Raw genomic sequence first — 24,438 nt, forward strand, 5'->3', positions numbered from 1 at the left:
GTTTCGAGAATCCCCATCGCAGGAAGGAAACCGTTCCCATGACCACCCTGGTCACCGGCAGCGCCGGCCATCTCGGCGAAGCATTGATGCGCCATCTGCGCGCGCACCCCGACACCGGGGGCGAAGCCCGCGGCATCGACCTGCTCGCCTCGCCCTTCACCGACCGCACCGGCTCCATCGCCGACCGCGGCTTCGTGCGCGAGTGCATGCGCGGCGTGCGCACGGTGCTGCACGCCGCCACCCTGCACAAGCCGCACGTGGCCACGCATGCGAAGCAGGACTTCGTCGAGACCAACATCGCGGGCACGCTCGCGCTGCTCGAGGAGGCGGTGGCGGCCGGCGTGCAGGCCTTCGTGTTCACGAGCACCACCAGCAGCTTCGGCTCGGCGCTCACGCCGGCCCCGGGCGAGCCCGCCGCCTGGATCACGGAAGAGGTGACGCCGATCCCGAAGAACATCTACGGTGTGACCAAGACCGCGGCCGAGGACCTGTGCCAGCTGTTCCACCGCGAGCACGGCCTCCACGCGATCGTGCTGCGCACCTCGCGCTTCTTCCCCGAGGACGACGACGATCCGCGCGCGCGCGAACGCCACTCGCTCGAGAACGCGCAGGCCAACGAGCTGCTGCACCGCCGCGCCGACATCGCGGACATCGTCGAGGCGCACCTGTGCGCGGCACGGCGCGCACCGGCACTGGGCTTCGGCCGCTACATCGTCTCGGCCACCACGCCCTTCGCGCGCGACGAGCTCGCGCTGCTGCGCAGCGATGCACCGGCCGTGCTGCGCCGGCATTTCCCCGACTGCGAGGCGCTCTACGAACGGCGCGGCTGGACCCTGCCCGCGCAGCTCGACCGCGTGTACGTGAACGCGCGCGCGCGGCGCGACCTGGGCTGGGTGCCAAAGCACGACTTCGCGCAGGTGCTGCAAAGCCTGCGCGAGGGCCGCGATTTTCGCAGCGACCTGGCGCATGCCGTGGGCAGCAAGGGCTACCACGCGCAACGCTTCGAAAACGGTCCCTACCCCGTGGCCTGAACGAGCCTCCGGCACGGCATCGGGCCCATCCGGGCCCTCCGGGTTTTCCTCAGTCCGGATTGCCGCATAAATTGTATACAGTTTCGCGTACACCAGATGCGGTGGACGCGCCCGACGACTGCGCGCCGCACCTCTCCCTGTCTTTCTCTCATTGCCGCAGCAGGAGATTCACGATGACGGCCGACTCCCTTTCCCCAGTCCATCCGGTGGACCAGCGCCTGCCCACCGGCAAGCTCACCGCCCTGGGCCTGCAGCACGTGCTGGTCATGTATGCGGGCGCGGTCGCGGTCCCGCTGATCGTGGGCCGCGCGCTCAAGCTCTCGCCCGACGAGGTCGCGCTGCTGATCTCGGCCGACCTGTTCTGCTGCGGGATCGCCACGCTGATCCAGGCGCTCGGCGCCACGCAGTGGTTCGGCATCAAGCTGCCCGTGATGATGGGCGTGACCTTCGCATCGGTGGCACCCATGGTCGCGATCGCCAACGCCAACCCGGGCCAGAACGGCGCGCAGCTGCTGTTCGGCGCCATCATCGGCGCGGGCGTCATCTCGATACTGATCGCGCCCTTCGTGAGCCGCATGCTGCACTTCTTCCCGCCGGTGGTCACCGGCACCATCATCGCGGTGATCGGCATCAGCCTGATGCGCGTGGGCATCAACTGGATCTTCGGCAATCCCGTGGGCCCGACGGCGCCCGCACTGGTCGACCCGGTCTACGCCAAGTGGCTGGCCGAGGTCACCTCGCCCGGCAGCTCCATCCCCGCGGTACCCAAGGGCTTCGCGATCATGCCCACGGTGCCCAACCCCAAGTACGCCGACCTCTCGGGCCTGGGCGTGGCCGCGCTGGTGCTGGTGTCGATCCTGCTGATCGTGAAGTACGCCAAGGGCTTCGTCGCCAACATCTCGGTGCTGCTGGGCATCGTCATCGGCGCGGTCGTGGCCTCGCTCACCGGCCTCATGACCTACGAGAAGGTCGGCAAGGCCGCGTGGTTCGACATCGTGCTGCCCTTCCATTTCGGCATGCCGCAGTTCGACCCGATCCTGATCCTCACGATGACGCTGATCATGGTGGTGGTGATGATCGAATCGACCGGCATGTTCCTCGCGCTCGGCGAGATGACCGAGCGCAGGATCTCGCAGCAGGACCTCGCCAAGGGCCTGCGCACCGACGGCCTGGGCACGCTGATCGGCGGCATCTTCAACACCTTCCCCTACACCAGCTTCTCGCAGAACGTGGGCCTGGTCGCCGTCACCGGCATCAAGAGCCGCTATGTCTGCGTGGCCGGCGGCGTGATCCTGATCGTGCTGGGCCTGCTGCCGAAGATGGCGGCGCTGGTGGAGTCGCTGCCCACCGTGGTGCTCGGCGGCGCGGGCCTGGTGATGTTCGGCATGGTGGCCGCCACCGGCATCCGCATCCTCTCGGGCGTGGACTTCAAGCACAACCGCCACAACGCGATGATCGTCGCGGTCTCGATCGGCGTCGGCATGATTCCGCTGATCGCGCCCAACTTCAAGCAGTGGATGCCGCATGCGATCCACTCGCTGATCGAGTCGGGCATCCTGCTGGCGTCGATCGCGGCGGTGCTGCTGAACCTGTTCCTCAACGGCGCGAAGCACGACGAGCAGGCGGTGATCGCGGCGGCCAAGCATGCGGATGCGCACTGAGCCGCTGCACGCCACAACGAACGAAGGGGCCGACGGCCCCTTTTTTCATGCAGCGCGCACGGCCGCTGCTAGACCGCGTGCGCCGGCACGCCGCGCTGCGAGGCATGCCAGCCGAGAAGCCGCTCCTCGGCCAGCTCGATCCCCTTGAACAGCACCACGCCGAGCACGCACAGCAGCGCGAGCGCGACGAACACGGTGGAGGTGTCGAAGCTGCCCTGCGCCACCAGGATCACGTGGCCCAGCCCCGATTCGCCGGCCACGAACTCGCCGACGATGGTGCCCACCAGCGCGAAGGACACGCCGACCTTCATGCCCGCGAACAGGCTGGGCAGCGCATTGGGAAAGCGGATCTTCCAGAGGATGCGCCCGCGCGTGGCCTTGTTGACCCGCGCCATGTCGAGCATGTCGGGGTCGGTGGAACGCAGCCCCAGCACGCAGTCGATCAGGATCGGGAAGATCGCGATCAGCATCGCGATCGCCACCTTGGGCAGCGCGCCGGTGCCCATCCAGATCACGAACAGCGGCGCGAGCGCGACCTTGGGCACGGCATTGAGCGCCACCAGCAGCGAGTAGAGCGTGCGGTCGAGGAAGCGCGAGTAGACGATGCCGATGGCCGCGGCCACGCCGAGCACCACGGCCAGCACGAAGCCGTACATGGTGGTGAGCAGCGTGTCGAGCGTCTCGCGCAGCAGGTAGCCGGGCTGCGCGAGGAACTGCCCGATGATCTTCGAGGGCGCGGGCAGCAGGAAATCGCGGATGCCGAGCAGGCGCACGCACGCCTCCCAGGCCACGAGCAGCACGGCGAGCGTGAGCAGGGCCTGGCGGCTGCGCTCGGTGTGGTTCCAGAGTGTCTTCATGGTCAGTAGGCGCCCAGTTCGCGGAAGGTTTCCTTGATGCGCGACACGTAGGCCGCGAACTCGCGCGTCTCGCGCACGTCGAGGCCGCGCGGCCGCTCGAGCTCGATCGGCAGGATGTCGGCGATGCGACCCGGGCCGCGCGCCATCATCACCACGCGCCCGCCGAGGTAGACGGCCTCGGTGATCGAATGGGTGATGAAGATCACCGTCTTGCCGGTCGCCATCCAGGTGCGCTGCAGCTCGGCGTTGAGCGCGTCGCGCGTGAAGGGGTCGAGCGCGCCGAAGGGCTCGTCCATCAGCAGCAGCTGCGGATCGAGCAGCAGCGCGCGGCAGATCGACACGCGCTGGCGCATGCCGCCCGAGAGCTCGCGCGGATAGCGGTCCATGAAGTCGGCGAGGCCGAACAGGGCCAGCAGTTCGCGCGCGCGCGGCGCATGCCGCGCACGCTCGAGGCCATGGAACTCGGCGGCCGCCAGCACGTTGTCGAGGATGCTGCGCCATTCCAGCAGCAGGTCGCGCTGGAACACCACGCCCATGTTGTCGGGCGGCTCGGTGATCGGCACGCCATCGAGCGCGAGCCGGCCGCTGGTGATCGGCTCGAGCCCGGCGATGCAGCGCATCAGCGTGCTCTTGCCGCAGCCGCTCGGGCCCACGATCGAGACGAACTCGCCGCGCGCGACGCCGAGGCGCACGTCCTGCAGCGCGGTGATCGGCTTGCGGCCGGACTGGTAGACCTTGTGAAGGCCGTCGATCGACAGGAAGTCGGCCACGTGGTGGGCTCCGCGCGCGGGCGCTTCAGACGGAAAGGAGCGCATTGGTGTAGTAGTCGGAGGGTTTGCGGCCCGGCTTGATCTGGCCGGTCTGTTCCATCGAGCGGATCGCCGCGGCCCAGTCGGCGTCGGACTGCTGGCCGATCGGCAGGTTCTTGTCGCCCGGGCTCTGGAAGAAGGGGCGGTAGGCCACGAGCTGTCCCTTGAGCACCTCGGGGTCGAGCCGCGCATTGGGCCGCTGCGCCACGATCGCGGCCACCGCCTCGTCGATGTGGTTGTCGTGGATGTACTGCCAGGCGCGCAGCTGCACGCGCGTGAACTTCGCGATCGCGGCCTGCTTCGATTCGATCGCCTTCGGCGTCGTGGCCAGCCCGTAGCTCGGGAAGCTGATGCCGCTGTCGGCCAGCAGCAGCGCGCTGGCCTTGCGGGTCTTCAGCACCATCGGCTGGCCGAACGGGGCCTGCGACATGAAGCCGTCGCTGTTGCCCGAGGCATAGGTCGAGATCATCGCGCTGGGCGTGACCATCACCAGCTCGATGCTGCTCTTGCTCATGCCGTTGGCCTTGAGGAAGGGCTCGATGAACGGCGCCCACGGGCTGGTCGTGAAGCACACGATCTTCTTGCCCGCGAGCTCCTTCGGCGACTTCACGCCCTGCGCCGCGTCGGTCATGACGGCGAGGTCGCCGGTGCGCGCGAAGCCGGCGATCGAGACCAGCTCGAGCCCGTTCTCCTTCGCCACCGCCATGGTGCCGAGCGCCACCTGGCCCACGTCGACCTGCCCTGCCGCGAGCAGCTGCAGCGTCGAGATGGTGCCGGTGCCGTCCTGCACCTCGACCTCCAGGCCCTCGTCCTTGAACCAGCCCTTCTGCTGGGCCAGGTGCACCGCGCCGTGCATGCCCCAGGGCGAGAAGTCCATGCGCACGCGCAGCTTGGTGACCCCCTGCGCCTGCGCCGTTCGCAGGCCGAGGGACAGCGCCGGGAGCGCGGCCATCGCCGCGAGGCCTTGGGTCAACGTACGTCTTTTCATCGCTTACCTCTGCTTCTTCGTCATGGGGTGGTGGGGGAATCGCGGGCGTGGCGCGGTGCTTCAGTCCGCCGTGCCGGCGCGCAGTGCCTGGGTTTGCGCGGCATCGATGCGGCCGCTGGCCGGATCGACCACCGCGCGGTAGTGCTGGCGCACGAAGTCGGCCGAGAGCTTGTGGTCCCAGACGTCGCGCTCGATCTCTTGCGCGGGGCGCAGCAGCGGATCGCCGAAGCCACCGCCACCGGGTTGCGTGTGCGTCACCACGCTGCCTCTTGCAATGCGCATGCCAACCTTGCTCGCGAGCTCGGTGGTTTCACCGCCGTGCTGCAGCCGGTTCGAGGCCGACTTCGCGGGCAGGCCGCCCTGCAGGCCGTAGGGCTGGAACTTCATGCGGTCGGCGCGCAGCTGCAGCAGCACGTCGTCGGCCAGCACGCGGTAGCTGCGCCGGATGCCGAGGCCGCCGCGGTAGCGGCCGGCGCCGCAGGAATCGGGCTCGAGCTCGTAGGCCTCGACGCGCACCGGATGCTGCGCCTCCAGCGTTTCCACCGGCGTGTTCGAGAGGTTCTGCGAAGCATTGGTGATCGCCTCGATGCCGTCGGAGCCGGGGCGGCCGCCCCAGGCGCCGCAGATCATGTCGACGATGATGTAGCTGCTGCCGTCGTCCTTCTTGCCCGAGAGGCAGACCACGGTGTTGCCGCCCTCGCCCGCGGCGGGAATGCGGTCGGGCACCACCTGCGCCAGCGCGCCGAGCATCGCGTCGAACACGCGGTAGCCGGTGAGCGCGCGCGCCGCGACCGCGGCCGGCTCGATCGGGTTGAGCACGGTGCCCTCGGGCACGTGCACCTCGATGCAGCGGAACACGCCGGCGTTGTTCGGCACGTCGCCCTTCAATGCGCAGCGCACGCTGAGGTAGGTGCAGGACTTGGTGTACGACAGCGTCGAGTTGATGGCCGCGCGCACCTGCGGCGAGGAGCCGGTGTAGTCCACGCTGACGCGGTCCTCGTGCACCGTGAGCGCGACGCGGATCGGGATCGGTTCGGGCGAGAGGCCGTCGTCGTCGATGAAGTCCTCGAAATGGAAGGTGCCCTTGGGCCAGCGGCGGATCTCCTCGCGCGTGAGCCGCTCGGCATAGTCGAGCAGTTCGGCGAAGTAGCGCCGCGCGTCGTCGCGGCCATAGCGGTCGAACAGCGCCGTGAGCTCGCGCACGCCCACCTGCGAGGCCGCGTACTGCGCGCGCAGGTCGCCCAGCACGCGGTCGGGCACGCGCACGTTCTGCGCGATCACGCGTTCCATGATGTCGTTGACCACGCCGCGTTCGTAGAGCTTGACCACCGGGATGCGCAGGCCTTCCTGGTAGACCTCGGTCGAGTCGCTGGCGTTCGAGCCGGGCACGCGGCCGCCCACGTCGGTGTGGTGGCAGATGACGACGCAGAAGCCCTCGAGCTCCTCGCGGTAGAAGAAGGGCACGAACATGAAGATGTCCGGCAGGTGCATGCCGCCCTGGTAGGGGTCGTTGACGATCACCGCGTCGCCCGGCGCGAGCGCGTCGCCGTAGCGCTTGCGCACCTCGGCCATGGCTTCGGGGATGGCGCCCAGGTGCAGCGCGATGGTCTTGGCCTGCGCGATCATCTGGCCGTGGCGGTCGCAGATCGCGGCCGAGTAGTCCATCACGTCCTTGACGATCTCCGAGCGCGCGGTGCGCAGCACGGTGTAGGCCACTTCGTCGACGATGGAATCCATCGCGTTCTTGACCACCGCGAAGGTGATCGGGTCGATGGCGCGGTTCATGCCGGGATCTCCTGGAGGTCGATGACGATGTTGCCGATGGCATCGGCGCGCGCGCTGCAGTGCGGCGGCACGACGATGGTGGTGTCGTAGGACTCGACGATCAGCGGCCCCTGCACCGGCGCGGCACCGAGGCTGGCGCGCGGGACCACGGGCGTCGAAGCGGGCGCCTCGCCGGGCGCGAAGCTCACGAGGCGTTCGCCCTGCGTGCCCTGCAGCGCGGTCGCGTCGACGCGGCACTTGGCGAAGTCGAGGCGGAAGTCGCTGCGGCCATGGGCGCTGACGCGCAGGTTGACCAGCTCGAGCGGCTCATCGCTGCTGTAGCCGAAGGTCTGCTGGTAGAGCGCATGGAAGTCGCGCGCCAGTTGCTCGAGCACGGCCGTGTCGAGCGTGCCCGCGGGCAGCGCCACCGTGAGTTCAGAACTCTGGCCGAGGTAGCGCAGGTCGGCGAAGCGTTCCACGCGCACCGCGTCGGCCGCGTAGCCCTCGGAGGCCAGCACCGTGAAGCCCTGGTCGGCGAGCACCGCGGTGGCGCGTGCGAGCGCGGCCGGCTCGCAATCGGCCAGCGGGCGCAGCACCGCCTTCACGAAGTTGTGCTCGGCGTCGGCCGAGAGCATGCCGGCCGAACAGAAGACGCCGGCCATGATCGGCGCGATCACGCGGCGGATGCCGAGCAGCCGCGCCACCGCCACCGCATGCAGCGGGCCGCCGCCACCGAAGGCGATCATCGACATGTCGCGCGGATCGCGGCCGCGCTCCACCGTCACCGCGCGGATCGCGCGTGCCATGTTCACGTTGGCGACCTGGCGGATGCCGTGCGCCGCGGCGAGGCGGTCGAGCTTCAGCGGCCCGGCCACGTGGGCATCGATCGCCCGCGCCGACAGCTCGGGCGAGACCGGCAGGCTGCCGCCCGCGAGCGCTTGCGGATTGAGGTAGCCGAGCACCATGTTGGCGTCGGTCACGGTCGGGCGCTCGTTGCCGTTGCCATAGCAGGCCGGGCCCGGCGAAGCGCCGGCCGATTCGGGCCCGACGCACAGCAGGCCGCCGCCGTCGATCCAGGCGATCGAGCCGCCGCCCGCGCCCACCTCGGCGATGTCGATCGCGGGCACCTTGAGCACGTAGCCGCCGCCCTTGACGAAGCGGCTCGGCGCGCTGATGCCGTCGCGGAACTCGTACTCGTTGGTCAGCGAGGGCTGGCCGCCGACGATGACCGAGGCCTTGGCGGTGGTGCCGCCCATGTCGAAGACGATCAGGTCGTCGTCGCCGCCCATCGCGCCGATGCGCGCGGCGCCGGCCACGCCGCCCGCCGGGCCCGAGGCCACGGCGAACACCGGCTTCTCGGTCGCGGAGGCGATGCCCATCATGCCGCCGTTGGAGGCCATCACCTGCAGCGAGGCATCGACGCCCATGTCGCGCAGGTCCTTCTTGAGGCGCGCGAGGTAGGTCTTCATCGCGGGCAGGATGTAGGCATTGACCACCGTCGTGCTGGTGCGCTCGTACTCCTTGATCTCGGGCAGCACCTCGCACGACACGCTCAGCAGCAGCTCGGGAAAGCGCGCCTGCAGCGCGGCCTTGGCCTGGAGCTCGTGCGCCGGGTTGATGTAGCTGTTGAGGAAGCACAGCGCGACCGCGTTCACGCCGTCGGCCACCAGCTCGCCGGCCTGCTCGAGCAGGTGCTCGACGTCGAGCGGCACGACCACCTCGCCGCGCGAGCCCATGCGCTCGCGCACGCCGCGGCGCCAGCGGCGCGTGGCCAGCGGCTGCGGCTTCTGCCAGCCGAGATCGAACATGGTGGGCGTGCGGATGCGGCCGATCTCCAGCACGTCGCGGAAGCCCTCGGTGGTGAGCACGCCGGTGTTCGCGCCGACCTTCTGCAGGATGGTGTTCGACGCGGTGGTGGTGCCGTGCACGATCTCGGCGATATCGCCCGGCGCGATGCCGGCCTGGTCGATCAATGCGCGCAAGCCGTTGACGATGGCCTTGCCGAGGTCCTCCGGCGTGGTGGACGTCTTGTTCACGAAGAGCCGGCCGTCGGGCATCGCGAGCACGATATCGGTGAAGGTTCCTCCGATATCGCATCCGACGCGCACGCCTTTGCTTCGCTGTGGTGCAGAACCCATTGTGATGCTCCGTTCTAGCGGGGTTGGACGATAATGGGACCGGCCTTAACTAACTAACTGGCTAGTACCATTGAGGGCGAAATATAGGAGCCGTGACCGCACGATGTCAACCTTTGTTTTGCATCTTTTTCGCGCCCGCGCCGGAAGTAGACTCGCGGCCTCGGTGGTGCCTCGCCGACATCAGGACCCATGACACACGACACAAAGACGCCCAAGCCGCGGCAGCGCAATGCCGTGGCAACGCGAGACCGGATCTTGAAGATCGCGAGCAAGGAGTTCGCCGCGCACGGCTACGACGGCGCGCGCATCGACGCGATCGTGGCCCGCTGCAAGATCAGCAAGAACCTCGTCTATCACTACTTCGACAGCAAGGAGGCGCTGTTCATCGAGGTGATGGAACGCGCCTACGGCGCGATGCGCGAGCGCCAGAACGAACTCGCGCTCACGGGCGAGGACCCGGTGCGCGACATGCGCGAGCTGGTCGAGAAGACGGTGCAGCACTTCATCGACCAGCCCGAGTTCCACCAGCTGCTGTCGACCGAGAACCTGCACAAGGCGGTGCACATCCGCAAGTCGAAGGTGATCTCGGAGATGTTCAACCCGCTGCGCACCGCGCTGTCGACCATCCTCGAATCGGGCAAGCAGAAAGGCGTGTTCCGCCGCGATGCCGACTGGGTCGACCTCTACGTCTCGATCTCGGGCCTGGGCTCGTACTTCATCACCAACCGCTACACGCTCTCGTACGTGCTCGACGTCGACCTCGGCGCCTCGGACCGCCAGCAGTCGCGGCTCAGGCACGCCTCGGACATGGTGATCAGCTACCTCTGCGACCGCAGCGGCGACGCGGCCTAGCCGCCGATCAGATCATCGCGAGCGCCGTCTTGCGCTTCGGCGGCGGATGCAGCCGGTCGAGCTTCGCGAGCACGTCGGCATCGAGCGTCAACGAGGCCGCCGCGAAGTTCTCCTTCAGATGCGCGCTGTCCACCGCCTTCGGAATCGCCGCCACGCCCGGCCGCGCGATGACCGCGGCCAGCGCGAGCTGGGCCGCGCTCACGCCCAGGTCCGCCGCGAGTTCGCCGAGCCCCTCGTCGTCGGCCAGCGCGCCCTGGTCGATCGGGCTGTAGGCCATCAGCGGGATGCCGCGCTCGCGCTGCCAGGGCAGCAGGCTGAACTCGGGACCGCGCTCGCCGAGCGACAGGTAGACCTGGTTCGCCGCGCACGAGGGACCGCCCTGCCCCAGCGGCGCCAGTTCCTCCATGTCGTCGGTGTCGAAGTTGCTCACGCCCCAGCGCGCGATGCGCCCGCGCGCCACCAGCGCCTGCAGGGCGTCGACGGTCTCGGCCAGCGGATGGCTGCCGCGCCAGTGCAGCAGGTAGAGGTCGATGGCATCGAGGCCCAGGCGCTTCAGGCTGCGCTCGCAGGCCTCGGGCGTGCCGCGCCGGCTCGCGTTGTGCGGATAGACCTTGCTGACGATGAAGAGCTCGTCGCGCCGCACCTCGCTGGCGCGCAGCGCCTCGGCCACGGCCTGGCCCACCACGGTCTCGGCGCCGCCCTCGCCGTACATCTCGGCGGTGTCGATCAGCCGGTAGCCGAGCGCGATGGCCTCGCGCACCGCGGCCACCTCGGCCTGGCGGCGGCCGGCGGCCTCGCCCATGCGCCAGGTGCCCAGCCCGAGCACGGGCATCTCGTTGCCGTTGCCGGCGCCTTGGGGAAAGGAGAGTGTTCGCATCGGGCCATGCTAGCGCCGCCCGAATGCCACACGTGGATTACTTGAATTCCTCGGCCGCGATGCCGAGCTTGCGCAGCTTGTCGAACAGGGTCTGGCGCGCGATGCCCAGCGCGCCCGCGGTGGCCGGCTGGTCGCCCTGGTGCTGGCGCAGCGCCTCGACGATGACGGCGCGCTCGAAGGCCTCCACCTGCTGCGGCAGGGCCTGCGGCAGCACCTCCTCGTCGCTCGCGCGCAGCAGCGTAAGCCGCTCGCCGAGCAGGCCCAGCACGAAGCGGTCGGCCACGTTGCGCAGCTCGCGCACGTTGCCGGGCCAGGCATAGGCCATCAGGTCGGCGAGCTGCGCATGGCTGGGCACCGGCGCGGGCCGGTCGTACTTCTTCGCGGCCTGCAGCGTGAAGTGCTCGAACAAGAGCGGGATGTCCTCGCGCCGCTCGCGCAGCGGCGGCAGCTCGATGAACGCCACGCCGATGCGGTAGTAGAGGTCGGCGCGGAACTTCTGCCGGTCGCTCAGCGCCTTCAGGTCCTCCTTGCTCGCGGCCACCACGCGGCAGTCGAAGGGGATCGGCTTGTTCGAGCCGATGCGCTCGATGCTGCGCTCCTGCAGCGCGCGCAGCAGCTTGATCTGCACCGCCAGCGGCATGCTCTCGATCTCGTCGAGGAACAGGGTGCCGCCGCTCGCGTATTCGAACTTGCCCACGCGCGTGCGGTTGGCGCTGGTGAAGGCGCCGGCCTCGTGGCCGAACAGCTCGCTCTCGGCCAGCGCCTCGGGCAGGCCGCCGCAGTTCAGCGGCACGAAGTGCTCGCGCCGCCGCTCGCTGTGGTCGTGCAGGCAGCGCGCCACCATCTCCTTGCCGGTGCCGGTCTCGCCGTAGATCAGCACGTCGGCCGAGGTGCCGGCCAGGGTCATCACGTTGCGCCGCACCCGCTGCATCTGGGCCGAGCGGCCGATCAGCACCGACTGGATGCCGTTCCAGTTGTCGAGCGCCTCGCGCAGGCTGCGCACCTGCAGCGCCAGCTGCCGCCGCTCGATCGCATGCCGCACGATGGCCACCAGCCGCTCGGTGGTGAAGGGCTTCTCGATGAAGTCGTAGGCGCCGTCGCGCATCGCCGCCACCGCCATCGCGATGTGGCCATGGCCCGTGACCAGGATCACCGGCAGCTCGGGATCGATGCCGCGCACCTCCACCAGCCACTCGGTGCCGCTCATGCGCGGCAGCCGCACGTCGCACACCACCACCGCGGGCACGCCGAAGGCGATGTGCGGCCGCACCCGCTCCACGCTCGCGAAGGCCTCGACCTCGAAGCCCGCCAGGCCCAGCATCTGCGCGGTGCTCAGGCGCACGTCGTCGTCGTCTTCGACGAGCAGCACGCGGATGGCGGAGGCTTCGTTGGCGGGCGGTGGTGTCATGGGTGGGCGTGGGGGCTGGCGGCCGGCAGGTCGACGACGAAGTATGCCCCGCCGCCCTCCCGGTTGTCCGCCCGCAGGCCGCCGTTCATGGCGCGCACGAGTTGCGCGCACAGCACGAGGCCGAGCCCCAGCCCCGAACCCGCGGGCTTGGTGGTGACGAAGGGCTCGAACAGCTTCGGCACCACGTCGTCGCGGATGCCGGGGCCGGTGTCGCTCACCGTCAGCACCGCGCGGCCGTCCTCGCTGAGCCGCCCCTGCAGGCGCAGCACGCGCTGCGGCATGTGCTCCATGGCCTCGATCGCGTTGCGCATCAGGTTCACCAGCACGCTGCCGAGCGCGGCCTCGTCGGCCATCACGGCGAGCTGCGGCGGCTCGATGTCGACCTCGACCTGCACGCCGTGCTTCTGCTCGGCGCCGGCGACGATCACGCGCGCATCGTCGATCGCGGCGGCCAGTGCCACGGGCGAGGGGCCGAGCTGGTTCTTGTGCGAGAAGGTCTTGAGCTGCGCGGTCAGCCGCGCCAGGCGGTCGACCATGTCGCGGATGCGCTTGAGGTTGCCGCGCACCTCGTCGTGGCGTTCGTGGTCGAGCAGGATGGCCGCGCTCTCCGACAGCGTGCGCATCGCGGTCAGCGGCTGGTTGAGCTCGTGCGCGAGGCCGGCCGACATCTGGCCCAGCGCGGCCATCTTGCCGGCCTGCACCAGCTCGTCCTGCGCGGCGCGCAGCTGCGCGGTGCGTGCCGCCACCATCGACTCGAGGCCGTCGTGCGCGGCCTGCAGCGCGGCCTGGTTGGCGAGCTTCTGGCGCTCGGCGCGGCGGCGCTGCCACAGGGTCACGCCCAGCAGCAGCAGCGCGACCATGCCGAGCCCGGCGGTCACCGCGGCATTGCGCGCGGCCACGCGCAGCGGCGCCATGTCGTCGAGCGTGAGCAGCTGCCACGGCGCGTTGCGCAGGGTGCGGCTGGCGACGAGCCGGTCGGTGCCCTCCACGCGGATCAGCTGCACGCCCGGCGCCAGCGCCTCCAGCCGCTGCCAGCGCAGCGGCGCGAGCGCGGCCTCGCCATAGGGCCGCGAGCGCAGCACCTCGGCGCGCTGCAGCGCATCGAGCGGCAACAGCGGCCGGAACTTGAGGTCGTCGCGCGTGGCGAGGATCACCACGCCGCGCTGGTCGACCACCACCACGTCGCCCGGCAGCTTGCGCCAGGCGGCCTCGTTGTCCTCGAGGTTGATCTTCACCGTGACCACGCCGGGCACGGCCGGCTCGCGGCGCAGCGCGTACGAGAGGTAGTAGCCGGGCCGTCGGCTCGTGATGCCCACGCCGTAGAAGCGGCCGCGCCCCTGGGCCAGCGCGTCGATCATGTAGGGCCGGAACTCGTAGTGCTGGCCCAGCGTGGTGCCGGGCCGGTCCCAGTCCGAGGCCGCGAGCGAGGTGCCGCCGGCATCGAGCACGTAGAGCATCTCGGCGCGCGCGGTGGCGTTCACGCCCGCGAGGTAGCGGTTGGCGGCGTCGCGCAGCGAGGCGTCGGCCGGCGCGTTCAGCAGCGCGGGCACCACCGGCGTCATCTCGAGCAGCGCGGGCAGGTAGTCGAAGCGCGTGAGCTCGGCGTCGAGCCCGGTGGCGACCATGTCGAGCCGGTGCTCGGCGGCCTCGCTCAAGCGCGCCAGGCCGGCCTGGGTGGAAAGGTGGTGGCCGACCAGGGCGGACAGCGCCACCAGCACGAGCGCGGCGCACCAGCGCACCACCGCGCGCCGGGTGCGGGGACGGAAGGTCACGGTGGAAGTCTCCATGGAAGGGCGCGCCGCTCGGGTTCGGTTCTCGGGGCGCAGGTTAATGCAGATTGCGAAGCCGCAAGGCAGGACGCCCGCGCGAGGCGGGCGTCCGAAGAAAGACCGGCGCGAACGCCGGCCCCGATCAGCGCCCGCTGCCCGCGGGCATGTGCGCTTCCTTGGCGTCGAGCACCAGCTCGGGCTCGTCGGCCTCGGCGCCGCTGCCCTGGTTCAGTTGGCTGGTCAGGCGCTCGGTGTCGAGGTCGCCGGTCCACTTCGCGACCACCATGGTGGCCACGCCGTTGCCGATCAGGTTGGTCAGCGCGCGCGCTTCCGACATGAAGCGGTCGATGCCCAGGATCAGCGCCAGGCCCGCCACCGGCACGTGGCCCACGGCCGACAGGGTGGCCGCCAGCACGATGAAGCCGCTGCCGGTCACGCCGGCCGCGCCCTTGGAGGTCAGCAGCAGCACCAGCAGCAGCGTGATCTGCTGGGTGATCGACATCGGCGTGTTGGTGGCCTGGGCGATGAACACCGCGGCCATGGTCAGGTAGATCGAGGTGCCGTCGAGGTTGAACGAGTAGCCGGTGGGGATCACCAGGCCGACCACCGACTTCTTGGCGCCGAGGTTCTCCATCTTGGCCATCATGCGCGGCAGCGCGGCCTCGCTCGAGGAGGTGCCCAGCACGATCAGCAGCTCTTCCTTGATGTACTTGATGAACTTCCAGATGCTGAAGCCGTGCGCGCGCGCGATCGCGCCGAGCACCACGAAGATGAAGAACAGGCAGGTGGCGTAGAAGGTCGCCATCAGCGCGCCGAGCTGCACCAGCGAGCCCACGCCGTACTTGCCGATGGTGAAGGCCATCGCGCCGAAGGCACCGATCGGGGCCACCTTCATGATGTAGCCGACGATGGTGAACAGCACGTGCGAGAACTTCTCGATGAAGTCGAACACCAGCGTGCCGCGGCCGCCGAAGCGGTGCAGCGCGAAGCCGAACATCACGGCGAACAGCAGCACCTGCAGGATCTCGCCCTTGGCGAAGGCATCGACCACGGTGGTCGGGATCACGTTGAGCAGGAACTCGGTGGTCGAGGCCATCTTGCCGGGGCCGGTGTAGGCCGCGATGGACTTGGCGTCGAGCTGGCTCGGGTCCACGTTCATGCCGTGGCCGGGCTGCACGATGTTGATGATGACCAGGCCGACGATCAGCGCGATGGTGCTGACGATCTCGAAGTACAGCAGCGCGAGGCCGCCGGTCTTGCCGACCTTCTTCATGTCCTCCATGCCGGCGATGCCGACCACCACCGTGCAGAAGATGATCGGCGCGATGATCATCTTGATCAGCTTGATGAAGCCGTCGCCCAGCGGCTTCATCGCGGCGCCGGTGTCGGGATAGAAGTGGCCGAGCAGCACGCCGATGACGATGGCGGTGATGACCTGGAAGTACAGCGATCTGTAGAAGGGCTTGGGGGCGGATGCGGATACGTGGTCCACGGGAAATCTCCTTGAGGCCGGGGGCCGGCCGGGGCTGAACACTGGGATGGAAAAAGGGGTGCGCCCGACGGGCGCGGTCGGACGGGGTCAGCGCGCCGGCGCGCCGCCGCGCGGGGCGGGGCGTGCTGGCGAAGGGGGTCGCAAGGCCGGTCGGCTGAGGGTCATGGTTGTCTCCTGGGCTCGTTGTCGCCGGCTGCGCCTTCGGAAAAGGCGGCGCCGGCAGTGGAGAACACAGAGCAACGCACATGCCAATGAAAATGGCACGAGAACCCGACTCAAGTCGTTGATTTCATTGAAGAAAATCAGGGGTCAACGAGACCCCGCGCCGCGCATCCGGACGCGGCCCGCGCGGGCCGTCCGGCGTTTCGGACGCGCCTTTCAGGGAAAACCCTAGGCCAATGCGGAGGCGTCGAATTCCGCGCGCAGCCCGCGCACCACCTGCTCGACCGTGGCCAGCCCGGCCACGCCGCCGACCGAATGCCCGGCGCTCCACAGGTCGGCCCAGCGCTGGATCACGGCGCCCTCGGAGCCGCCGCCGAAGCGCTGGCGCGCCTCCTGCACCGACACCGTCTCGTCGAGCGCCGCCGGATCGAGCCCCGCGTTCACCACCGAGGGCCGCAGGAAGTTGGCCGGCAGGCCGGTGAAGGCGCGCGTGGTCATCACGTCGTCGAGCGAGCTCGCGGCCAGCATCTTCTTGTAGGGCGCCGAGGCCAGGCTCTGCTCGGTGGCGATGAAGCGCGTGCCCATCGAGCCCAGGTCGCAGCCCAGCACGGTGGCCGCGCGCAGCGCCACGCCGTCGGGCAGGCCGCCGGCCAGCACCAGCGGGCCGTCGAAGAAGGCGCGCACCGCGCGCACGAAGGCGAAGGGATTGGCCCAGCCGGTGTGGCCGCCCGCGCCCGCGGTCAGCAGCACCAGGCCGTCGGCGCCGGCCTCGATGGCGCGCTCGGCATGGTGCACCGAGGCCACGTCGGCCAGCACCAGGCAGCCGCCGTCGTGCAGCGCGGGGATCACCGCCGCGGGCGAGCCCACGCTGGTGATCACGAGTTCGGCGCGGTGCCGCACGATCAGCTCGACCTCGGCGCGCACGCGTGCCGGGTCGCGCCGCATGATCAGGTTGGGGCACCAGGGCGCATGCGCGGTGCCGGCATCGCGCGCCGCGGCCGCCTCGTCGTTGAGCCGCGCCATCCAGCCCGCGAAGGCCTCGAGCGATTCCGCATTGGCGGTCGGAAAGGCACCGACCACGCCGGCGCGGCAGGCGGCCGACACCAGCTCGATGCCCGACACGCGCAGCATGGGCGCGGCGATCGCGGGCACCGCCAGGCGGTCGAGGAAGGGCAGGCGCTGCGTCATGCGGGCTCCGATGCGGGGGACACGAGGGAAGGCAGGCGCGCGAGCGAGGCCCGTGCCTGCGCCAGCAGTTCGGCCACGATGGTCGCCAGCGGCTCGATGCGCCGCGCGAAGGCGATCGATGGCCCGAGCGACACCATGCCGCGCTGCCAGTCGCCCTGCGCATAGCAGTGGTCGCGCGTCGCGCGGCCGTCGATCAGCGTGCCGAAGGCCGCATGGTCGGCCGCGCCGGCGCGCTCGATCGCCTCGACCTCGCGCGCGGTCTCATTGCGCAGCACGCGCCAGGTGTTGCCCAGCGTGTGCAGCAGCCGCACGGTGGACTGCTCGTCGCAGTCGAGCAGGTGCCGCTTGTAGGCCGGATGGGTGGCGATCTCCTCGGCCACCAGGAAGCGGCTGCCGATCAGCACGCCGTCGAGCCCCTGCGCGAGCACGGCCGCGAGCTGGCGCCCATGGCCGATGCCGCCGGCCAGCACCACGGGCACGCGCAACTGCTCGGCGGCGAGCGCGCCCAGCAGCATCGTCGGCAGCTCGTTGGCGCCCGGATGGCCGCCCTCCTCCATGCCGACCAGCGCCACCGCGTCGGCGCCCGCGCGCTCGGCCGCGAGCGCATGGCGCAGGCCCGGCGCCTTGTGGAGCACCACCGCGCCGGCCGCGTGCAGCGTGCCGATCAGCTCGCCGGGCGCATAGCCCGCGGTCTCGAAGTGGCGCACGCCGTGCGCGAGCGCGATCTCCATCCAGCGCCGCACCGCCGTGTTGGCCTCGGGCCGCTTCGAGAGCGTGAGGTTCACGCCGAAGGGCCGCCCGCGCGTGAGCTCGCGGCACTGCACGAGCGCGGCCGCGAAGGCCGTGTCGTCGGCGAAGGAGCGCGGCGTGACGAAGCCCATGCAGCCGGCATTGACCAGCGCGGCCACGTAGCGCGCATCCGACAGCCACATCAGCCCGCCGCCGAGGATCGGATGGTCGATGCCGAACAGCTCGGTGATGCGGGTGCAAAAGAGCGGTGCCGTCATGGCCGTTCAGCCGCGCGCGCTGTCGAGCCGCGGCGCGCCGCCGAGCCCGCCAGGCGTCACGCCCGTCATCGGCACCGGATAGCGCGCAAGCGCGAGCGCTGCATCGCTCTCGAACTTGCCGCGCTGCGCGAACTGCGGCAGCGCCGCGAGCGCGGCCGGTTCCACCACCGGCGCCACCGGCACGTCGTGCCGCTGCAGCAGCGCGAAGGCGTCGTCGGCATCGAGCGCGGCCAGCGCCTCGGCCAGCCGCGCATTGATCGCCGGCGCCACCTTCTTGCGCGCGCCATGCGAGCGGAAGGCCGCGTCGCCATAGGGCGAGAGATCGAGCGCTTCGCACAGCCGGGCCCAGAAGTGGTCCTCGAGCGCGGCCACCGACAGGTGCCTGCCGTCGCGGCAGAGGAAGGCGCCGTAGGCCGCCTTCACCAGCGTGGCCTCGCGCTGCGCCTCCAGGTCGGCATCGCCCGACGAGCGCCAGGCGCCGAGGCGCGGATTCATCCAGTGCAGCGCGCAGTCGGCCAGCGCCACGTCGAGGTGCTGGCCCTGGCCCGTGTGCTGGCGCTGCAGCAGCGCGGCCAGGGTGGACGACAGCGCATACATCGCGCCGCAGAGGTCGGCCACCGGCAGGCCGAAGCTCTGCGCCGGACCGCCGCCGGGCACGCCCGAGACCGCGAGCACGCCGGCCGCGCCGAGGTAGTTGATGTCGTGTCCCGGCAGGTCGGCCCACGGCCCCTGCTGGCCATAGCCGCTGAGCGACACGTAGACCAGCCGCGGGAATTCCGCGCGCAGGCTGTCGGCATCGAGCCCCAGCCGCGCCATCACGCCGGGCCGGTACGACTCCACCACCACGTCGGCAGTGGCGATCAGCGCGCGCACCTCGGCGCGCTGGGTCTCGTCCTTCAGATCGACCAGCAGGCTCTGCTTGCCGCGGTTCACGGCCTCGAACACGCCCGGGCCCATGCGCCGCACGTTGTCGCCATGCGGCGGGCGCTCGATCTTGATCACGCGCGCGCCGAGCTCGGCGAGGTTCTGCGTGAAGAAGGGGCCGGGCAGCAGTTCGCTGAAGTCGACCACCACGATGCCGGCCAGCGGCGGCGTTGCGACGGGATGCGTCATGCCGGCACGCGCTCGATGATCACGGCGTCGAGCGGCAGCGCGCCCTCGCCCACCGCGCCCACCCAGACCGGATTGAGGTCCATCTCCTCGATGCGGTCGGCATTCGCCACCACGAACTCCGACACGCGCAGCAGCAGCGCCTCGAGCGCCGCGAGGTCGGCCTTGGGCCGGCCGCGCGCGCCGTCGAGCAGCGCGAAGCTGCGGATCTCGCGCACCATCGCCGCCGCGTCGCGCGGACCGATCGGCAGCATGCGCCGCGTCACGTCGCGCAGCACCTCGACGTAGATGCCGCCGAGGCCGAAGGTCATGACATGGCCGAACACCGGGTCGCGCGTGACGCCCACCATGAGTTCGGTGCCGCCGCGCGGCGCCATCCTCTCGACCAGCAGGCCATCGACCGTGGCCTCGGGATGGTGCTTCGCGGCCGCGGCCATGATCTCGCGCCAGGCCTCGGCGACCTGGGCCGCGTCCTGCAGGCCCACCTTCACGCCGCCGATGTCGGACTTGTGGACGATCTGCGCGCTCGCGATCTTCGCGACCACCGGGTAGCCCATGCCTTCCGCCAGCGCGCGCGCCTGCTCGGCCGAGCTTGCGAGCCCTTGCGGCAGCAGCGCGATGCCCGCCTGCTTCAACTGCGCCTTGGCCTGCGATTCCGACAGGCTGCGCGTGGCGAACTCGCCCTCGGGCGCGCGCGTCGGCAACACTGGTTGCGCCTCGGGGTTCGACGGGTTCGCGCGCTTCCAGCGCCCGTACTCGACCCAGCGCGCGATCGCCGCGATCGCCTTGTTGACCGAGCGCGGCGGCGCGAAGCCGGCCGCCACCAGCTTGCGGTAGCCCTCGCCGAGCCGGTCGCTCATCCAGATCGGCACGATCGGCGAGGCGCTGTCCTTCTGCGCATTGATGATGTTGTCGGCCATGCGCGTGGTGGTCTCGCCGTAGTCGAGCGCGATCGGCACGATGGTCAGGCCCGTGTGCGGATCGTTCGCCACGCAGCCCAGCGTGGTCTCGACCACGGTCTTGTCGCTGAGCACCATGGCCGTGGTGTCGACCGGGTTGCCGATGGCCGCGTAGTCGGGCAGCTTGGCGCGCAGCACCGCGGTGGTCTCGGGCGCGAAAGTGGCCAGCGTGAGGCCGGCGGCGCCCACCGCGTCGGCGGTCAGCGCGGCCGTGCCGCCCGAGGAGCAGTAGATGCCCAGCGCCTCCTGCGCCCCCGGCATGGCGCGCGCGAACAGCCAGGCAGTGTCGACCAGCTCGTCGATGTCATCGACCTCGATCACGCCGAACTGGCGGAACACCGCGCTGTTGACCTCGGCCGAACCCGTGAGCGAGGCGGTGTGCGACTGCGCGGCCTTGCGCCCGTATTCGGAGCGGCCCACCTTGAGCCCGATCACGGGCTTGCCGTTGGCCGCGCAGCGCTGCACCGCGGCCGCGAACTTCGCGCCGTCCTTGATGCCTTCGAGCAAGGTGACCACCACCTGGATGTCGGGCGCGTCGGCCATGTAGTGGATGAAGTCGGCCACCTGCAGGTCGACCTCGTTGCCGGTCGAGGCCCACAGGCCGATGCCGATGCCGCGCTCCATCGCCTGCATCACGTTGCGGCCCAGGCCGCCGCCCTGCGTGGCCAGGCCGATCGGGCCCTTGGTGAGGTCGTGCGGGAACGAGGGCGAGAAGGTCAGGCCCAGCCGATGGTTGACGTTGGTCAGCCCCGGGCAGTTGGGGCCGTACAGCCGCAGGCCGCCGCGCGCGGCGATCTCCTTCATGCGCTGCTGCTCGCGCTCGCCTTCCTCGCCGGCCTCGCCGAAGCCCGAGCTGAGGATCACGGCGAAGCCCACGCCGCGAGCGGTGCATTCCTCGATCACGGCCAGCACGCCGCTCGCGGGCACCGCGACCACGGCCACGTCGGGCGTCGCGGGCAGCGCGGCCACGCTGGGCCAGCACTTCCGGCCGCGCAGCTCGGCCTTGGTGGGATTGACGAGGTAGACCTCGCCGTCGAATTCGGAGTGTTCGATCAGGTTGGTCAGCGTGCGCTCGCCGATGCTGCCTTCGCGCTCGGAGGCGCCGACCAGCGCGATGGAGCGCGGGCGGATCAGCCGCGCGATGTCGACCGGGCGCGTGTCCTGGGTGCCTTGCATGGCCGTGCTCCCCTCAGGCGATCGCCGACATGCCGAGGATCTCGCGCCCGACGATCAGCGTCTGGACCTCGGTCGTGCCCTCGGGAATGGTGCCGCCGCGGGTGTCGCGGAAGATGCGCTCGATCGGGTAGTCGGTGGAATAGCCGAGCCCGCCATGCACCTGCAGCGCCATGCTCGCGACCTCGTGCGCGGCCTCGGTGGCATAGAGCTTGGCGATCGAGCAGGCCATGCGCGCGTCCTCGGCATTGGCGTCGAGTGCCGCCGCCGCGCGCAGCGCCAGCGCGCGCGCCGCCTCCACGCGCACCGTCATGTCGACGATCAGCTTCTGCACCAGCTGGAAGCTGCCGATCGGCTTGCCGAACTGGGTGCGCGTGCGCGCATAGTCGATCGACAGCTCGAGCGCCGCGCGCGCGGCGCCGACCGCGCCCATCGCGATGTTCACGCGCGCGCCATCCAGCCCCACCAGCATGCGCTTGAGCGCGCTGCCCTCCTCGCCCAGCAGGTTCTCGCGCGGCACCTTCACGTTGTCGAAGCTCAGCTCGGCGGTGCCGGTGCTGCGCAGCACCATGGTGTCGACGCGGCGCGCCTCGAAGGGCGAGACCTCGCGCTCGACCAGGAAGGTCGACAGCTGGCCCTGGCAGTCGGGGCTGAAGGTGCGCGCCACCACGATGCCGAAGTCGGCGAAGGCGCCGTTGGTGATCCACAGCTTGCGGCCGTTGAGCACGTAGTGGTCGCCCTGCAGGTCGGCACGGGTCTGGATCTGCGCGATGTTCGAGCCGGTGCCGGGCTCGCTGATGGCGGTGAAGACGCGGCGCTCGCTCGCCAGCAGCGGTTCGAGGAATCGCTTCTTCTGCGCCGCCGTGCCCTCGCTCGCGATCTTGTGGATCGGCCCGTTCGTGATGTTGAGCATGGTGCGCAACGACAGCCAGGTGTGGCCCGCCTCTTCCATCAGCATGGCCCAGGTCATCTGGTCCAGGCCCATGCCGCCCTCCGATTCGGGCAGGCGGCCGCCGATGTAGCCGAACTGCGCGAGCTGCTTCAGGATCTCGAACGGGAAGGTCTTCTCCACGTCGTGCTTCGCCACCAGGGGCGCCACCTCGCTCTTCATGAAGCGCCGGATGCTGTCGCGCAGCAGTTCCTGGTCGGCGTCGGGGGTGAAATTCATCGAGATGTCTCCTGTGGCGTTGGATGGAAAGGGACGCACGCCGGGCGCCCGGCCCTCGGTCTACGAGGCGCCGGGCTCCCGGGCGTTGCGGGGACGGAAGACCAGCGCCTGCACTTCCTGCAGGGCGGCCAGGAAAGGTTCGCGCTGCTGGCGCAAGCGGTCGGTGGGGCCGGCGACCGAGAGCGCGATCGGCTCGCCGCCCACGTAGCCGGCGACGGCCAGGGCCGAGAGCCCGTCGCCGCCTTCGTTCTCGACCCAGATCCAGCCCTGCTCGCGCGCGCGCGCCACCTGCGCCTCGAGCGCGGCGAGGTCGGTGATGGTTCCCTCGGCGAGCTGGCGCAGCGGCTTCAAGCGCAACTGGCGCGCCGCCTCCTCGGGCGTGCCGAGCGCCAGCGCCGCCTTGCCGAGCGCCGAGACGTGCAGGCTCAGCTTGTCGCCGGGGTTCTGCATGTAGCGCAGCGGATGGCGGCCCTCGAAGAAGGCCAGCACCTTGACCACGCCGCCCTCGACGCGGCCGACCAGCCCGGTCTCGCCGGTCTTGTCGCGCAGCAGCTCGGCGGCTTCGGACGCCACGGCATAGAGCGGGTCGCTGGCCGAGATCTCCTTGGCCACGGCCAGCAGCCGGGCGGTTGGATAGAAGCGCCGGCTGCGCGCGGTGCGCAGCAGGTAGCCGAGCTCGTGCAGCGTGTGCAGCAGGTCCGAGCAGCTGCTCTCGGGCAGGTCCATGAGCCGCGCCAGGTCGGAATTGGAGAGCTCGCGCTTTTCGCGCGCGAACAGCTCGAGCAACGCCATGGTGCGGGCGGCGGCGGGGACGAGTGTGGGCATATTTCCTCCGATATTTCGTAGAGACCCACGAATATTAACGAAGGGACGGTCTAGAACTTCCATTGGTGACGGGCAGTTTCTTCCGATACGGGTTTTCCGGCATCGGCGGATTTCCTCTTGTTTTTCTACGAATGGTCGAAGTATATTGCGATTACTCGTAGACAAAAGAGACCCAAAACAAACCCGGAGACAAGGCATGCAGAAGTTCTGGAAGACAGCATTCGTGGGGCTGGCGGCCGTGTCCGCCCTGCTCGGCGGCACCGCCCGGGCGGCCGGCGAGGCCTGGCCCACCAAGCCCATCACCTTCGTGGTGCCGTTCACGCCGGGCGGCATCACCGACAACACCTCGCGCGTGCTCGCGAAGATCGTGGGCGACAAGCTGGGGCAGCCGGTGGTGGTCGACAACCGGCCCGGCGCGGGCGGCTCGATCGGCGTGGAGGCGGCCTCGCGCCAGGCGCCCGACGGCTACACCCTGATCTACGGCACCCAGGGCACGCAGGCCGCCAACCTCGCGCTCTACAAGAACATCCGCTACGACCCGGTGAAGGACTTCGTGCCGGTGCACGCCATGTCCGAGACGCCGCTGATCCTGGTGATCAACCCGAACCGGCCGTTCAAGACCGTGCCCGAGCTGATCGCCTACGCCAAGGCCAACCCCGGCAAACTCAACTTCGGCTCGGCCGGCCCGGGCACCGGCACCCACCTGACGGCCGAGCTGTTCCAGGTCGCCACCGGCATCAAGATGACCCACGTGCCCTACAAGGGCAGCAGCCCGGCGCTGACCGACCTGATGGCCGGCAACCTCGACCTGATGTTCGACTACCCGGTGGTGGTCATGCCCTTCGTGCAGGCCGGCAAGCTCAAGCCGCTCGCGATGACCGGCCGCGCGCGGCTGTCGGTGATGCCCGAGGTGCCCACCGTGGGCGAGCTCGGCTTCCCGCGCGCCGAGTCCTCGGCCTGGAGCGCGGTCTTCGTGCCCGCGAAGACGCCGCCCGAGGTCGTGAAGAAGCTCGGCGATGCGATCGCGCTGGCCATCGTCGACCCCGAGATGCTGCAGGTCACCGAGAAGTTCGGCAGCGTGCCGCTCAAGGACCTGCGCGACGCGAAGCTCGGCGAGTTCGTCAAGACCGAGATGGTGCGCTGGCGCGAGGTGGTGCAGCAATCGGGCGCCCGCATCGACTGACCCCGCGCCTCTTCCTT

The 24,438-nt window shown here is 70.2% G+C and carries 19 protein-coding genes; 4 read left to right on the forward strand and 15 right to left on the reverse strand.

What is annotated here, in order from left to right; translation table 11 throughout:
• The first annotated feature begins 38 nt into the window (after positions 1–38).
• Together R0232_RS27010 and R0232_RS27015 are read left to right on the forward strand one after the other, a co-directional pair.
• Positions 39–1,031, forward strand: a complete 993-nt coding sequence (locus R0232_RS27010) for an NAD-dependent epimerase/dehydratase family protein (RefSeq protein ID WP_431510082.1) — start codon at positions 39–41, stop codon at positions 1,029–1,031.
• A gap of 173 nt (positions 1,032–1,204) precedes the next feature.
• Entirely contained in the window at positions 1,205–2,692 is a 1,488-nt protein-coding gene (locus R0232_RS27015) for a nucleobase:cation symporter-2 family protein (protein ID WP_431510083.1), read from the forward strand.
• Between the two features lie 68 nt (positions 2,693–2,760).
• On the opposite strand, the gene R0232_RS27020 is transcribed toward R0232_RS27015, so the two are convergent.
• The 5 genes from R0232_RS27020 to R0232_RS27040 are packed head-to-tail and all read right to left on the reverse strand — an operon-like array spanning position 2,761 to position 9,167.
• Positions 2,761–3,549, reverse strand: coding sequence for an ABC transporter permease (locus tag R0232_RS27020; protein ID WP_203202354.1), 789 nt, complete (start codon positions 3,547–3,549; stop codon positions 2,761–2,763).
• Positions 3,550–3,551: 2 nt separating this feature from the next.
• Positions 3,552–4,319: an ABC transporter ATP-binding protein gene (locus R0232_RS27025; protein WP_261210784.1), complete on the reverse strand. Its 768-nt coding sequence runs from the start codon at positions 4,317–4,319 to the stop codon at positions 3,552–3,554.
• Between the two features lie 25 nt (positions 4,320–4,344).
• Positions 4,345–5,346, reverse strand: coding sequence for an ABC transporter substrate-binding protein (locus R0232_RS27030; RefSeq protein ID WP_431510084.1), 1,002 nt, complete (start codon positions 5,344–5,346; stop codon positions 4,345–4,347).
• Positions 5,347–5,406: 60 nt separating this feature from the next.
• The gene (locus tag R0232_RS27035) at positions 5,407–7,131 is read right to left on the reverse strand and encodes a hydantoinase B/oxoprolinase family protein (protein WP_431510085.1); all 1,725 of its coding nucleotides are present in this window, start codon (positions 7,129–7,131) and stop codon (positions 5,407–5,409) included.
• On the reverse strand, positions 7,128–9,167 hold the full coding sequence (locus R0232_RS27040; protein ID WP_256222380.1) for a hydantoinase/oxoprolinase family protein: 2,040 nt from the start codon (positions 9,165–9,167) through the stop codon (positions 7,128–7,130). The genes R0232_RS27035 and R0232_RS27040 overlap by 4 nt, the downstream gene beginning before the upstream one ends.
• A 270-nt stretch (positions 9,168–9,437) precedes the next feature.
• On the opposite strand from R0232_RS27040, the gene R0232_RS27045 reads away from it, so the two are divergent.
• Positions 9,438–10,100 carry a TetR/AcrR family transcriptional regulator gene (locus R0232_RS27045; protein ID WP_093340533.1) on the forward strand — a complete coding sequence of 221 codons (663 nt, stop codon included), beginning with the start codon at positions 9,438–9,440 and terminating at the stop codon, positions 10,098–10,100.
• Between the two features lie 7 nt (positions 10,101–10,107).
• Here the strand turns inward: R0232_RS27045 and R0232_RS27050 are convergent, their stop codons facing one another.
• The 10 genes from R0232_RS27050 to R0232_RS27095 form a co-directional block, all read right to left on the reverse strand.
• On the reverse strand, positions 10,108–10,977 hold the full coding sequence (locus tag R0232_RS27050; RefSeq protein ID WP_431510086.1) for an aldo/keto reductase: 870 nt from the start codon (positions 10,975–10,977) through the stop codon (positions 10,108–10,110).
• 37 nt (positions 10,978–11,014) lie between these two features.
• Positions 11,015–12,385 (reverse strand): sigma-54-dependent transcriptional regulator, encoded by a 1,371-nt coding sequence (locus R0232_RS27055; protein ID WP_431510087.1) that lies wholly within the window; start codon positions 12,383–12,385, stop codon positions 11,015–11,017.
• A complete protein-coding gene (locus R0232_RS27060; protein WP_431510088.1) occupies positions 12,382–14,157 on the reverse strand; it encodes a sensor histidine kinase in 1,776 nt (591 codons plus the stop codon). The genes R0232_RS27055 and R0232_RS27060 overlap by 4 nt, the downstream gene beginning before the upstream one ends.
• Before the next feature lie 139 nt (positions 14,158–14,296).
• Positions 14,297–15,646 carry a dicarboxylate/amino acid:cation symporter gene (locus tag R0232_RS27065; RefSeq protein ID WP_057591534.1) on the reverse strand — a complete coding sequence of 450 codons (1,350 nt, stop codon included), beginning with the start codon at positions 15,644–15,646 and terminating at the stop codon, positions 14,297–14,299.
• Between the two features lie 390 nt (positions 15,647–16,036).
• The gene (locus tag R0232_RS27070; RefSeq protein WP_431510089.1) at positions 16,037–16,996 is read right to left on the reverse strand and encodes an NAD(P)H-dependent flavin oxidoreductase; all 960 of its coding nucleotides are present in this window, start codon (positions 16,994–16,996) and stop codon (positions 16,037–16,039) included.
• Complete coding sequence (locus R0232_RS27075) at positions 16,993–18,003, reverse strand: NAD(P)H-dependent flavin oxidoreductase (RefSeq protein WP_431510090.1); 1,011 nt, start codon at positions 18,001–18,003, stop codon at positions 16,993–16,995. Before R0232_RS27075 ends, R0232_RS27070 begins: the two co-directional genes overlap by 4 nt.
• A 6-nt stretch (positions 18,004–18,009) precedes the next feature.
• Positions 18,010–19,116 (reverse strand): CaiB/BaiF CoA transferase family protein, encoded by a 1,107-nt coding sequence (locus R0232_RS27080; RefSeq protein ID WP_431510091.1) that lies wholly within the window; start codon positions 19,114–19,116, stop codon positions 18,010–18,012.
• On the reverse strand, positions 19,113–21,248 hold the full coding sequence (locus tag R0232_RS27085) for an acetate--CoA ligase family protein (protein ID WP_431510092.1): 2,136 nt from the start codon (positions 21,246–21,248) through the stop codon (positions 19,113–19,115). The genes R0232_RS27080 and R0232_RS27085 overlap by 4 nt, the downstream gene beginning before the upstream one ends.
• Before the next feature lie 13 nt (positions 21,249–21,261).
• Entirely contained in the window at positions 21,262–22,413 is a 1,152-nt protein-coding gene (locus R0232_RS27090) for an acyl-CoA dehydrogenase family protein (RefSeq protein ID WP_431510093.1), read from the reverse strand.
• 60 nt (positions 22,414–22,473) lie between these two features.
• Positions 22,474–23,238 carry an IclR family transcriptional regulator gene (locus R0232_RS27095; protein WP_093340550.1) on the reverse strand — a complete coding sequence of 255 codons (765 nt, stop codon included), beginning with the start codon at positions 23,236–23,238 and terminating at the stop codon, positions 22,474–22,476.
• A gap of 196 nt (positions 23,239–23,434) precedes the next feature.
• Between R0232_RS27095 and R0232_RS27100 the strand changes: the two genes are divergently transcribed.
• Positions 23,435–24,421, forward strand: a complete 987-nt coding sequence (locus tag R0232_RS27100; RefSeq protein ID WP_431510094.1) for a Bug family tripartite tricarboxylate transporter substrate binding protein — start codon at positions 23,435–23,437, stop codon at positions 24,419–24,421.
• Positions 24,422–24,438 lie beyond the last annotated feature (17 nt).

It is taken from the genome of Variovorax sp. DAIF25 (assembly GCF_050711835.1).
In the GTDB taxonomy this organism is placed as follows: Bacteria; Pseudomonadota; Gammaproteobacteria; order Burkholderiales; family Burkholderiaceae_C; genus Variovorax.